Consider the following 12,804-nt stretch of genomic DNA (forward strand, 5'->3'; position numbering starts at 1 on the left):
AGCGAACGATGGAAGTCGTACACGAACGTTGCGCAGGGATGGACATCTCCAAACGCGACGCCAAGGTCTGTATACGCACCCCGGGAGCCCGTCCCGGGACCTACCGCAAACAGCTCAGCGTCCACGGCGCGATGCGACGCGATATCGCCGCGCTGCGTGAGCATCTGCTGGCCGCGCAGGTCACGTTGGTGGTGATGGAAGCGACCGGGGACTACTGGAAGCCGTTCTACTACGCCCTCGAAGACGACCTGAACCTGATGCTGGTCAACGCCCGGCACGCCAAGAACCTGCCCGGCCGCAAGACCGATGTCTCCGACGCTCAGTGGCTCACCGAGCTGGCCGCACACGGCCTGGTCCGTGGGTCGTTCATCCCGCCCTGGCCGATCCGGCGGCTGCGGGACCTGACCCGGCAACGGACCCTGCTCACGACACAGAAGACGCGGGAGACCCAACGGTTGGAGAAGCTGATCGAGTCGACCGGGATCAAGTACACCTCGGTGACCACGCGCACCCTGGGCGTCTCGGGCAGAGCGTTCCTCGAAGCACTCATCGCCGGGGAGACCAGCCCGCTCGTCCTCGCGGGCCTGGCCCGGGGACGACTGAAGAACAAGACCGGCCAACTCCGGCTCGCGCTCGACGGGAACTTCACCAACCACCACGGCCAACTGGTCGGACTGTACCTGGACCGCATCGACGTGCTCGATCGGCACATCACCGCACTGACCAGAATGATCGACACCCTGGTCACCGACTACGACCTCGCCTGGGCGCGAGGGCTTCTGGTGACCGTCCCGGGTCTGAGCACCACCGGCGCGGAGAACATCCTGGCCGAGACCGGTGTGGACATGACCGCATTCGAGACGCCGGCGCATCTGGCGTCCTGGGCCGGCGTGTGCCCCGGCCAGCACGAATCAGCAGGCCGATCCGGCCCGGGGAAGACCCGACCCGGCAACGCACACCTCAAGGGTGCTCTCGGCATCGCGGCTATGGCCGCGGCGCGTACCAATGGCTCGTTCTTCCAACAACGGTACCGACGACTGTCCGCCCGACGTGGTCCCACCCGCGCCCTTGTCGCCGTCGAACACTCCCTCCTCGTTGCGATCTGGCACATCCTCACCGACCACGAGCCCTACCGCCCGCACCGACCGAAAGCCGCATAGTCCCGCCCCTCCGGCAACCCGACGGACCGCGACCGCCGGGGTCCTTCTCTGTTGCCCACTCACCACCGCATCTTCGTGTCAGGCAATAGGGCCGTACGGCTTTTCGAGCACAGCGGCGACAAGGACGAATCGAGGATGGTCGCCGACACCTGTGAGCATCTTGCACTTCGGCCGGTCAACGAGATGGGTACATGAGCTTGTGTGGCGTGAAGGACACGGCGTCTTTCACGCCACCCAGTGCCATTGATGGAATTGGTCAGCCGGCGTGCCCTTTGGCGAGCCGCAGCCCCTCGTCGCGTGTCTCTGCAACGATCTGCCACTGTTCGCACGAACACGCACAACTGAAGCCTCCCCCGGGGAGTGGGACCACAGACTGCACGTCGCAACTACTGTCGGCGATAGCCTCTTGCATCATCTCCAGCGGAGAGTCGTACATGATGTTCTCGGACATACCCGGGCCCGCTATACCGAGGGAACCGGCGGCAGGCCCGGAAAGAGCTCTTGGAACGCTCCTACCGTGATTCTCTCTCGAATCGCCGGATCGGCGTCCTTGAAGAGTCCCTGAAGGGTCTTCTGCGTATGTCCGTAAGTCCCCTCCATATGGGGGTAGTCGCTGCCCCAAAGAACGTTGCTGTAACCCATGTGTGCAGCGGCCATGACTGCCGTGGCGTCGTGCTGAAACGATGCGTAGACCTGTGTATACAAGATCTCACGCGCCGACCGCTTGAGCTTGTGCTTAACCGCCGAGTCGTGCTGACGATACCCCTCCTCCATCCGGTCCGCGATGAACGGCACCCAGGTCGCGCCTCCCTCAGCGACCAGCACCTTCAGCTCGGGATGGCGATCCAAAGCTCCACTGGCGACCATTTTCATCGCCGCTCGTTGGCCACCGAAGGAGGTCTCGGTGAAGTTGAGGATGAATCCGCCGGGACCGCGGTACTTGATCTCACCGTTGGTGTTCCCAGAGGAGAGATCAACCGGATCCGTGCCGATGTGGAACGCGATCACCATCCGAGCCGCCTCAGCTGCAGCCCAGAACGGTTCCCAATCCGCGTGATGGTAGTCCTTCTGTAGCGGGTGCGGAGTCACCGGCAAAAACACCGCGCGATAACCCATCTCCGCAACGCGCTCAAGCTCCGCAATCGCGTCTCCGACATCGAGAGTCGATACCTGGGCGGTGGCGACCAGTCGAGGATGAGGCTTGTCGATCGTGTCCCAGGCCCAGTCGTTACTCACGCGAAGCGCTTCGCGCAACACTTCCGGAGTCCTGAACGACGAACTCCACATGCCCAGGGAAGGAAAGACGAGCTCTGCCCATACGCCTTCCTGATCGAGGTCAGCCATCCGCTTGTTTACGTCGCGAGCACCTGGGGCGCGCATCGATGCCTCGATGAACTCCTGCGCCTTCATGGTCGGCAGCTTGCGCCGGAAGGACATGCCGTCGATGTGCACGGTTTCCCATTGCCCATCAGGATCTTTGACAGTGCGAGGCACCAAATCAGCAAGCCGTGACGGGAGGTTTTCTCTCCACAAGTCTTCGGGCTCGAGGAAGTGGGAGTCCGCAGAGTTGGCCCAGATCTTTGTTGCCATAACTTGTTTCCCTAAGAGTTGTCGGTGTCTGTCACAGTCGCCTTGTAGCGCGTCACTAGCTACTCCGCCAGATCAAGCCCGCGAGAGTCCGGGTGCCTCACCGAAGTCGGCCGACGCGTCCTCGCACAGGAGACCATATAGGTAGATAAGTAAACGCTATCACGGCGCCATGCTACACATCATTACACTGTAAAGTAAGTGCGTGTCTATCTCGGCTCTACTGACGTAACCGTGGGTGGGGTCCGGCCGTGGTGGAAGCGCACGCCGTTGCCGCAGTAGCGTTCTGGCTTGTCTAGGGTCAGTTCGCTACAGGTGCGGAGAACGGCGTGCGCGCAGCCAGGATATGGCGTCGGGTGTTGGGTGTCGACAACACGGTCATCGACGCGGTCGGTTTCGACGAGCAGGCCGGGGCGGTGGTGGTCTCGGTGCGGCCGCAGGCCCGCGCCCGTCACCGGTGCGGGGTGTGCCGGCGCCGTTGCCCGCGCTACGACGGAGGAGCCGGACGGCGCCGGTGGCGGGCCCCGGACTGGGGTGCGGTGCCGGTGTTCGTCGAAGCCCCCGCTTCGCGGGTGCGGTGCGCCGAACACGCGGTGGTGGTGGCGGCGGTGCCGTGGGCCCGGCACGGCGCCGGGCACACCTATGGTTTCGATGCGACGGTGGCGTGGTTGGCCACGCAGACCTCCCAGACGGCGGTGTGCGAGTTGATGCGGATCGCCTGGCGCACGGTCGGGGCGATCGTGGCGCGGGTGTTCGCCGACGGCGACGCCGGCGCCGACCGGCTGGCCGGGGTGCGGCGGATCGGGATCGACGAGGTGTCCTACAAGAAGGGCCACAAGTACCTGACCGTGGTCGTCGACCACGACACCGGGCGGTTGGTGTGGGCCGCTCCCGGTCACGGTGCCGCGGTGCTCGCCGGGTTCTTCACCGCGCTCGGGCCGGACCGTTGCGCCGAGATCACGCATGTGACCTCGGATGCGGCCGGCCCGGTCGCGGCGACGGTGGCCCGGTGGTGCCCGGCCGCGGTGCGCTGCGCCGACCCGTTCCACATCGTGGCGTGGGCGACCGGTGCCCTCGACGTGGAGCGGCGGGCGGCGTGGAACCGGGCCCGGGGCCCGCGTCCGGCGGCCCGTCCCTGGGCCGGGGCGGGATACAAATCGCGCACCCGCTCGGCCGGGGATCCGGCCACCGCGGCGGTGAAGAACAGCCGATGGGCGTTGCTGAAGAATCCCGAACACCTGACCGCGGCCCAGCGTGATCAGCTGGCCTGGATCGAGGCTCACGACGCCCGGTTGTTCCGGGCCTGGCAGCTCAAGGAACAGCTACGGCTGATCTTGAAGCTGCCGTCTGCGGTGGCCCCCGATGCGCTCGATGCGTGGATCGAGGACGCCGCCGCCAGTGGCCTGCCGGCGTTCGTCGGCCTGGCCCGCAGTATCACCGCCCAACGCCCGGCGATCCTGGCCACGATCGAACACCGGTTGTCGAACGGGCGGGTCGAATCGGTCAACACCAAGATCCGGCTCATCGTCCGCCGCGGCTTCGGGTTCCACACCCCCGAGGCCGTCATCGCCCTGGCGATGCTCAGCCTCGGAGGCGACCGACCCCGACTACCCGGTAGAACAAACCCACGGATCAGTCAGTAGAGCCTCTATCTCACTGGCAGTGGACTGACCCGACACGCCCGAATCAAGGAAGCCTCCTCGCGGGGGCATCGCGTCGAAGTTTCAAAGCGCCTGAACAGGATCGTCCGGGTTGCGGCTGAACCCACCGAGAAGTCCGCAGTTGGCCATCCCGCACCACGCGAGTTCCTGGCGCGTTGCGTCGAAGGTAGTTGCACGGTCGCAGCATCGACGACCACCACAACGTCAGTCACGTCGACAGCGCGACCCCCCAACAAGCACAACACTCACCGCCGCCACGCTCACGGCCCCGCGACACACCGTCCCTGCCCGTGGCAGGATCCGCTGCCGAAGACATGCGCCTATCGTGGCCTCACCTGCTGCCTCTGTCACCGCGCCAGCTGAGACATAGGTGCAGGCACCGGCCAGCATCACCCGGCGGAAAATGGCGGCGGAGGAAGCTGGGGCCAGAGCGGCGACGACTACTGTGGGACCGCTGCACGATCAGGTGACAGATAGCGTCACGCAGCCAGCAGTTCCGCGTTCTCGCCGGCAGTGGTGCCAGGCTCGATGCTGTCCTCGCCCTCGGCGGCCCGCGTCCAGTTCGTCAGACAGGATTCGCGAATGCCGACGTCCGTGGCAAATCCCCGCAGCTGTTGACCTGGTTCGCGGTTGCGGGCAACGCGGACAACGTCGTCACGGAACTTTATGGACTACGGCTCGGGCGCGGGGTCCATGATTCCAGCAGAGCCTCACGGCACCCCAGTTTCAGATGTGACCTGTTCCTACATCAGTCCCCTCCTCCGGGTGACTGACGTCCCACCTCGACGTCCCCTTCTGCACCTTCCCAGCCCCTTGTCGGGTTGGCCACTCCAAGGGGCAGCCTCAGAATTCCTCTACGCACCATGATCGGGACCCGTGAACAATAGCGCTGCGGAGCCCGTCAGGTGTTGAATATGCACTACAATTATCATCGCCCGCATACTCCCGTCGGAAACGGCCGCCTGCGAGGAAGCACCGGATCGGTGTCGCAACGTCATGTCCTCATGCGCCTAGCCGAGCCATAATTGTTTATGAGCGTGTCTCTTATGGATGGGATCGCCTGTGCGGCATGATGCATGTCGTGGTCGATGCGTTGTCTTCCCGGTTGGTGCCGGATACGTTGTGGGAGATCGTCGAACCGCTGCTGCCCGGGTTCCGGGCGCGGCCGCAGGGCGGCGGCCGGGCGGCACTGGACGATCAGGCGGTGTTCACCGCCATCGTCTACGTGCTCACCAGCGGCTGCGCCTGGCGGCACCTGCCGCCCTCGTTCGGGGGCAGTGTCCCGACCGCACACCGCCGCTTCGCCGCGTGGGTCAAGGCCGGGGTGTTCGACGAGCTGCACCGCCAAGTCCTCGACCGACTCGGGGTCGGCGGGGACCTGGACTGGTCCGCGGCGATCCTGGACGCAGCGCACGTCCGGGCGAAAAGGGGGGCTCTCTGACCGGTCGCAGCCCGGTCGACCGCGGCAAGAACGGCTCGAAGATCCACATCCTCTCCGACGCCGACGGCATCCCGCTGGTGACCGCGGTGACCTCGGCCAACACCCATGACAGCGTCATGCTGCAACCGATGGTCGCCGCCACCCCGGCGGTGCGCTCGCGCCGCGGTCCGCGGCGCCGCACGCCGGGCCGGTTGCGGGCGGACAAGGGCTACGACTCCGCCGCCCACCGCCGGTGGCTGCGCGCACGGGGCATCGTGCCGCGCATCGCCCGCCGCGGGATCGAGTCCAGCGAGCGCCTCGGGCGCTATCGGTGGAAGATCGAACGCACCTTGGCGTGGCTGACCGGCTACCGCAGGTTGACGATCCGCTACGAACGCCACGGCGAGCACTTCGCCGGCTTCCTGCAACTCGCCGCCGCACTGACATGCTGGAAGAAACTCTCCAAATGAGACATCCTCTAAGCAAAGGACTTGCGTGTTCCGCAACCTTGCCACTCCAGCGTTTTGACGTTGCGGACTCCGCCCATATGGCGACGTCCTCCGGCCAGGTCGACTCGGTGGTACGACATAGCAGTCCGCGCCGAGAACGGCGCGGGCCGCCATGCCGCGGTCACCTCTACTGCGTGATGTACAACTTCGTCACATCCGGCTGCATTTGACCGAGCGGGTCACTTTGCACGGGCAGATCATTGATTCGGTTCTTGTTGTAGCCGCCGTTGTCCAGCACGAAGACTGTGTTGACAGTAAGTGCGAGATCCTTGAACGCAATGTCCTGGCACTCGACCGACTTCGCAACGAACTCGTCGCTCGCCGGATCCAGCGCGGCCAACGCATGGGTGCACGCATCCAGTTCGGGTACAGGGTAAGAGCACGCATTCGAGACGGCCTCGCTGTTGAGCAGGCGGAAGAACGATCCCGGAATCCCGCGCATCATGGGCACGCCCGCTACCTCGCCGTTTGCGCCCTCAGCCCGATACCACTGCTCGTTGATGTCGGTTGCCGCGGTCAGCTCCATGTTGACGCCGATCTCCTTCCACTGCGCCTGAAGGATCTCGAAGTGCTTGGATTCGTTGGGCAAGACCACGGCCCTGAAGTTCAGACCGTTGGGATATCCGGCTTCTTTGAGGAGGTCCTTGGCCTTCTGAACATCGTACGGATACGCACTTGCCAGATCCTCGGCATACAGACGGTTGTCGCTAGGAACCAATCCCACTGCAGGCTCGCTCTTTCCGCCCATCAGCAATTGGTTGACCCTCTCACGGTCCGTACCGAAATTGAGCGCCTTGCGCACCCTGACGTCACCGAGGGGCTCACCTTCTCGCATACAGAACAAGGCAGAGTCCGTGCCCGGAAGGCGGTTGGAGTAGCCTTGCAGGTCTCCCCCCAGCGCGGAGGCGTCGGAAGACGACATGAGATTCAGGCCGGCGACGAAGTCGATCGTACCGCCCCGTAGCCCGTTCATTCCTGCGGCGCCGTCTCCGATATGCTGGTATTCGATGCTAGCCAATTTGACGTTGTCCGCGTCCCAGTAGAGGTCATTCTTGACCATGCGTACTCGGGCCCCAGGCTGAAAGGACTCCACTTTGAAGGGGCCTGCCGTGATGACATCCCCGTTGTGGTTTCCTGGCGTGCGCATGGTTTCCGGTGCGACCGGCGTGGTTTCGGCGTCCGCCAGCAGCGGGTAGAACAGCGCCATCCTTGGTTCGGTCAGCTGGATGGTGAACTTGGTGGGTGAGTCGACTGTCATCGAGTTGATGAGTCTGAGCTCCGACAGGCGTAATCCGGGTGGCTGAGCCGCGGTCGTGCGCTTGATGCTGTCGATGGCGGCCTGTGCGTCCAGTGTCTCGCCGTTGCTGAACTTCAAGTCAGGGCGCATGGTCACGCTGACAGTCGTCGGGTTGACGACAGCAACTTCTTCAGCGAGGTCGGGCTGGTACTCGCCGCTTTCGTCGATCTTCAGCCAAGAGTTCGCGACCGGGTAGACGTATCCGTACCAGTTCGGTCCAATTGTTGCCGGGTCGAAGCTGATCCCACCCTGAAACGTGAGATCGACTCCTCTGACGAAGACCCCGTTGGGGTCGTACTCGCCGCTGAAGCTGGCGTTGCTGCCGGCCCCACATGCCGACAACAACGTCGTCATTCCCATTAGTAAGCCTGCGCCTAGGGCGGTGATACGGCGTCTCATCCTTACTAGCCTCCTGGTCGGGGGTAACTCGTGTGGTGGTCGAACCGAACTTACGTCTGATTGATTAATCTGTTTAAACCATATGAGTTCGCTGTGATATCGGCAACAGTCCCTCTGGCGTCAGTGGGGACTCCGACGGGATGCTTGCAGCGATTTTGGATGACCAACTGCATGTTGACATCGATCCCGGGAATGCGAACGGTCCTGATGAGCGAAGTGACCGAGATTCGACGACCATCGCGGCGAACGCCCCACTGCGACCGATCAACAAGTGGCTACGGCCTTCGCAGTCGACCGGTGACCCATTACTGACGCAGTCGCGCGGCGTCCGGCCCAGACTGTACGAGCGAGTGAACTAACGACAGTTTGCGCACGGGCACGCAAGAGCCTCTGACTGGGACGTATGCCCTGTGTATTGCGGGATCCGCCATTCACGTGCTCCTTCGACTGCTTCGCTCCGAGCACACTGCGGTGGCCGACGGGAATCAAGTGCCTAGTCCGATGCGGAACGACCCCTGGCTCTAGGCCGGCCGCGGCATCGGGAGATCAATGACGGAACGTCCGGCGAGTTGAGGACCGTGTGTATGCAGATGGCAGCGCACAGTCACATCGGTTGCAGCGGCGTAAGCCTCGGGATTTGCCGTACGGCAGATGTCCATGACATGGGCACACCTGGTGTGGAACCGACACCCATCAGGCGGGTTCGCAGGGGAAGGTATCTCGCCCTTCAGCTCGATTCGCTCTCGCGCTCGCTGAACTACGGGGTCCGCCATAGGGATCGCTGACAGCAGTGCCTGCGTATAAGGATGGCGGGGACGGGTGTACACCTCTTCTGCGGGCCCATACTCCACCACTTGCCCAAGGTACATAACTGCAATGTTGTGACTGACATGCCGCACGACGGCCAGATCGTGCGCAATGAAAAGGTAGGCCACTCCGCGGTCGCGTTGGAGATCTGTGAGCAGGTTGATGACGTCCGCCTGCGTCGAAACGTCGAGGGCACTGACCGGCTCGTCGAGGACAAGCAGTTTCGGCCCGCACGCCAGCGCTCGCGCGATGGCAACCCGTTGCAGCTGGCCACCCGAAAGCTCCTGTGGGTAGCGATGCGCATGTGTCGGCTGCAAACCGACAGTTGCCAACAGTTCGCCGACTCGTTCCTGATGTAGAGATCGGGGTATCAAGCCGTGGGTACGCAGCGGTTCTGCGACACTAGATCCCACCGTCGCCATGGGATCAAATGACGAGTACGGGTCCTGGAACACGACCTGCATCTTGCGCCGTAGCGCGCGTAGCGCTGCCCCGCGGAGTGAGCTGGTCTCCGCGCCGTCGAAGAGCACGTGACCATCTGTCGGTGCGTCCAACCGCAGGGCAAGTCGACCAAGAGTGGACTTGCCCGATCCTGACTCCCCTACCAGACCCAGGGTCCTGCCTGGACGAAGCGACAGGCTGACGCCATCAACGGCTGTTACGTGTCGGGTGGGCCGTCCCAGAAGGTCCTTGTTGACAGCGAAGGTCTTGCGTACGTTCTGGAGCTCGAGGACATTGTCATTCATGAGGTAACGACCTTCAACAACTTGTCGGATCGAATGCATCGGACTTGATGCGCCGGTTCCGGCTGAGTCAGCGGAACGGGGTGCTCACACTCGAAACTCCGGTGCGGACAGCGCGGCGCGAAACGGCACCCCTCGGGAAATGCGGAGGGCAGGGGAACCGTCCCCGGAATCGCGGTGAGTCGCTCTCCACTCCCTGCAAGTTGAGGCATCGCCTTCATCAGAGCTTGGGTGTATACGTGCCTCGGCTGCCGGAAGAGTTCGTCCACTGGCGCCTGCTCCACAACCTGACCGGCGTACATCACCACCACCCGATCACAGATGTCTGCGACCACTCCAAGATCATGTGTGACGAGGATCATCGACATGCCGAGCTCTCGCTGGAGCGAACGCAACAGGTCGAGAATCTCCGCCTGAATGGTCACGTCGAGAGCCGTGGTCGGTTCGTCCGCTATCAACACCCGCGGTTCGCACGCCAGCGCCTGGGCGATCATCACTCGTTGCCGCATACCGCCCGACAACTGATGAGGATACTGGTCGAGCCGCACGTTCGGATCAGATATTCCAACCATATCGAGCAGTTCAGCCGAACGAACTCTAGCCGCCGCCGCAGTCAGGTCGGTGTGGAGCTGCAGCGTTTCGACCAGTTGATTCCCAACCGTGAAACCGGGATTGAGACTTGACATCGGATCCTGAAAGATCATCGAGATGTCTTTGCCACGGACTGAACGCAACTCCTTGGTTGACATAGCCGTAAGGTCGCGGCCGTCGAAAGTCACCGATCCGCGCTCGATCCACCCAGGAGGCGTAGGAACCAAACGCATGATGCCGAGCGAAGTCATGGACTTGCCGCAACCGCTCTCTCCGACGAGGCCCACGATCTCACCTGGACCGACATCGAAGCTCACGCCGTCTACCACCGTGACCGGTCCGGACTCTGTGGCGAATCGGATCTCGAGGTCCCGGACGGACAACGTGGCAGTCGACGACGGTTGCGTCGCCGCCGCCCGATTCTTCTTCACGGACGTGACGCCTAGGCCGGCCCCTCGCCGAATCGCGCGCGGTGCCTTCACTGGCTGGTGACCCAGTGAGTCACGCAATCCGTCCCCGATGACATTCCAGGCGAGGACGGTCAGAGCGATTGCGATTCCGGGCGCCAGCATTTGCCAGGGATGAGCGAAAATCACGTCGTACGCACGTCGCAGCATTTGGCCCCAACTGGGATCGGGTGGTTGCACACCCAACCCAACGAAGCTGAGAGATGCCTCCGCCAGCAGCGCGGCGCCGAGGAGAACAGTGACCTGGACAATCAGTGGTGAGGCCATGTTCGGCAGGATCCTGCGGATGAGGATGACGTGTGGCCGGGTTCCCATTGCACGGGAGGCTTCGACGAAGGTCTCCTCCTTGACCGCGAGTGCTTGGGCACGAATCAGACGAGTGAGTCCTGGAACGAAGATGACCGCGATAGCGACCGTTGTACTTCCCAGGCTCGCACCGAGCATCGCGGCAATGGCGATCGCGAAGACCAGAGGAGGGAAGCTGGCAAACGCGTCCATGGCACGCATGACGAGGTAGTCGAATCGTCCGCCGAGGTAGCCGGCTGTCAATCCAAGTACGAGTGAAACGACGAGAGCGAGACCGACGATCGTGAACGCTGCTTGCAAGGCAACTTGAGTGGCATACACCATTCGGCTGAAGACGTCGCGTCCGAGTTCATCTGTCCCCAGCCAGTGAGCGGATGACGGCTCCATGAATGGAACGGAGTCCTGGCTGGCTGGATCGTAGGGTGCTATGAGGGGCGCGAAGATCGCACAGACCACGATGACAATCAACCACGCAAGTCCAGACATCGCGGCACCGTTCTTTCGGAACCGTCGAGCAGCCTTCCTCACTGGGCCGGATGAGCCGTGCCTCGATTGTGCGGATTGCTCTGATGCGACGACGTCAGAGTCGTCGATGACTTCCCTTGTCTGTTCGGTCATGACGTACGCACCTTCGGGTTGAGGAAGCTGTAGGCGATGTCAACCAGGAGCATCAGCACGACCTGGATGAGCGCAAAGAAGACGACGATGCCTTGAATCATCGGCAGGTCGGAGTCGAGCACAGCTTGTAGTAGCCGCGTACCGAGGCCGGGGATGCTGAAGATCTGTTCGACAAGCACGGACCCCCCGATGAGCGATCCCATTGTCAGGCCCAGAACGGTTACTGTCGGCATCGCGGCGTTCTTCAGTGCATGTTTGCCGACTACTCGAGTGACTCCTCCACCTTTGCCCCACGCAGTGCGGACATAGTGCGATCCCATCACGTCGACCAGCGATGCCCGTAGCTGCCGCATGATGATCGCTGCGGGAAGCATCCCGAGTGCGATGGCGGGCAGGACCAGGGACTGTGACCAGCCTGCTGGGTCTTCGGCGAACAGGGGCAGACCCCCTGGCGGTAGCCAGCCGAGCTGTAAGGAGAACGCGGAGATGAGGAGCATTCCCAGCCAGAAGTTCGGGACTGCCATACCGATGCTCGAGCCGACGGTGGCAACCCGGTCGCGAGTGCTGCCTGGCCGCTTACCTGCGACGAAGCCTGCCAAGCCGCCTACGATCACGCCGAAAGCGATTGCCGCGAAAGCCAGTGTCAGCGTGACAGGGAACCTATCCTGGATCGTTCCGATCACGGGACGCTGGTCGACAAGCGAGTCGCCGAAGTCCAGGACCAGCGCGTGCCTCAACCAGTCCCAGTACTGAACCAGCAACGGTTGGTCCAAGCCCAGCTCGGCACGGACCTCGGCGATCCGTTCTGGAGTTGCGTTCTCGCCGCCCGCCAACACAGTGGCTGCATCCCCAGGGATGAGGGTAGACAGCATGAAGACGACAAACGACACCAGTAGCATCACCGGGATGAGGGCCGCAATCCGTCGCAGAATCAACGCGAGCATCGAGGCCTCCGTTCCGCTGTCTCGTGGCAGAAACATATGGTGAGCATGTGTAGCTCCAACCTGAAAGACGAAGGCGTATAGGATCTCGACGCGGCCTCCGGAAGACCGGTCAGTGTTGCCCCCCGCAGCGACTATAGATTAACTATCTATCTAAATAAACCCTTTTTGCGTAGCTGCTTTCCGTCACTTTTCCTGCGTCTACCCGGCGCGCACGTCCACGGGGCATGGTGGTGTAGTCGTAGTACATTGCCCCGCAGCGTGTTTCGATACCATCGGGCAAGGACTCCCTCCGGGC

General features: G+C 63.0%; 8 protein-coding genes and 1 pseudogene. 4 read left to right on the forward strand and 5 right to left on the reverse strand.

Annotated features, from left to right (window positions below; translation table 11 throughout):
- Nucleotides 1-8: 8 nt before the first annotated feature.
- Nucleotides 9-1,160, forward strand: a complete 1,152-nt coding sequence (locus HFP48_RS29290) for an IS110 family transposase (protein ID WP_168580850.1) — start codon at nt 9-11, stop codon at nt 1,158-1,160.
- 462 nt (nt 1,161-1,622) lie between these two features.
- On the opposite strand, the gene HFP48_RS29295 is transcribed toward HFP48_RS29290, so the two are convergent.
- Nucleotides 1,623-2,750: an amidohydrolase family protein gene (locus HFP48_RS29295; RefSeq protein WP_168580851.1), complete on the reverse strand. Its 1,128-nt coding sequence runs from the start codon at nt 2,748-2,750 to the stop codon at nt 1,623-1,625.
- A gap of 326 nt (nt 2,751-3,076) precedes the next feature.
- Between HFP48_RS29295 and HFP48_RS29300 the strand changes: the two genes are divergently transcribed.
- The 3 genes and pseudogenes from HFP48_RS29300 (at nt 3,077) to HFP48_RS29305 (ending at nt 6,298) form a co-directional block, all read left to right on the forward strand.
- Nucleotides 3,077-4,390: an ISL3 family transposase gene (locus HFP48_RS29300; protein ID WP_168580852.1), complete on the forward strand. Its 1,314-nt coding sequence runs from the start codon at nt 3,077-3,079 to the stop codon at nt 4,388-4,390.
- Between the two features lie 858 nt (nt 4,391-5,248).
- Nucleotides 5,249-5,433: pseudogene (locus HFP48_RS31860) on the forward strand (hypothetical protein); the annotation flags it as partial.
- 47 nt (nt 5,434-5,480) lie between these two features.
- A protein-coding gene (locus tag HFP48_RS29305) for an IS5 family transposase (RefSeq protein ID WP_210432864.1) occupies nt 5,481-6,298 on the forward strand; the annotation gives its coding sequence in 2 pieces (ribosomal slippage) (nt 5,481-5,832 and nt 5,832-6,298; 819 coding nt in all).
- A gap of 166 nt (nt 6,299-6,464) precedes the next feature.
- Here HFP48_RS29305 and HFP48_RS29310 read toward each other — a convergent pair.
- The 4 genes from HFP48_RS29310 to HFP48_RS29325 form a co-directional block, all read right to left on the reverse strand.
- Complete coding sequence (locus HFP48_RS29310) at nt 6,465-7,988, reverse strand: ABC transporter substrate-binding protein (protein WP_168580853.1); 1,524 nt, start codon at nt 7,986-7,988, stop codon at nt 6,465-6,467.
- Between the two features lie 566 nt (nt 7,989-8,554).
- Entirely contained in the window at nt 8,555-9,625 is a 1,071-nt protein-coding gene (locus HFP48_RS29315) for an oligopeptide/dipeptide ABC transporter ATP-binding protein (protein WP_348983369.1), read from the reverse strand.
- Nucleotides 9,583-11,565, reverse strand: coding sequence for a dipeptide/oligopeptide/nickel ABC transporter permease/ATP-binding protein (locus HFP48_RS29320; RefSeq protein ID WP_168580855.1), 1,983 nt, complete (start codon nt 11,563-11,565; stop codon nt 9,583-9,585). Before HFP48_RS29320 ends, HFP48_RS29315 begins: the two co-directional genes overlap by 43 nt.
- Nucleotides 11,562-12,509, reverse strand: coding sequence for an ABC transporter permease (locus tag HFP48_RS29325; RefSeq protein ID WP_168580856.1), 948 nt, complete (start codon nt 12,507-12,509; stop codon nt 11,562-11,564). The genes HFP48_RS29320 and HFP48_RS29325 overlap by 4 nt, the downstream gene beginning before the upstream one ends.
- Between the last annotated feature and the right edge of the window lie 295 nt (nt 12,510-12,804).

Source organism: Rhodococcus sp. DMU1, assembly GCF_012272955.1.
Taxonomy (GTDB): domain Bacteria; phylum Actinomycetota; class Actinomycetes; order Mycobacteriales; family Mycobacteriaceae; genus Rhodococcus; species Rhodococcus aetherivorans.

What these genes read in the sequence shown, in the direction of transcription:
- HFP48_RS29290 (WP_168580850.1), top strand. Translation starts at nt 9, where the DNA reads ATGGAAGTCGTACACGAACGTTGCGCAGGGATGGACATCTCCAAACGC.
- HFP48_RS29295 (WP_168580851.1), bottom strand. Translation starts at nt 2,750, where the DNA reads ATGGCAACAAAGATCTGGGCCAACTCTGCGGACTCCCACTTCCTCGAG.
- HFP48_RS29310 (WP_168580853.1), bottom strand. Translation starts at nt 7,988, where the DNA reads ATGACGACGTTGTTGTCGGCATGTGGGGCCGGCAGCAACGCCAGCTTC.
- HFP48_RS29315 (WP_348983369.1), bottom strand. Translation starts at nt 9,625, where the DNA reads ATGCATTCGATCCGACAAGTTGTTGAAGGTCGTTACCTCATGAATGAC.
- HFP48_RS29320 (WP_168580855.1), bottom strand. Translation starts at nt 11,565, where the DNA reads ATGACCGAACAGACAAGGGAAGTCATCGACGACTCTGACGTCGTCGCA.
- HFP48_RS29325 (WP_168580856.1), bottom strand. Translation starts at nt 12,509, where the DNA reads ATGCTCGCGTTGATTCTGCGACGGATTGCGGCCCTCATCCCGGTGATG.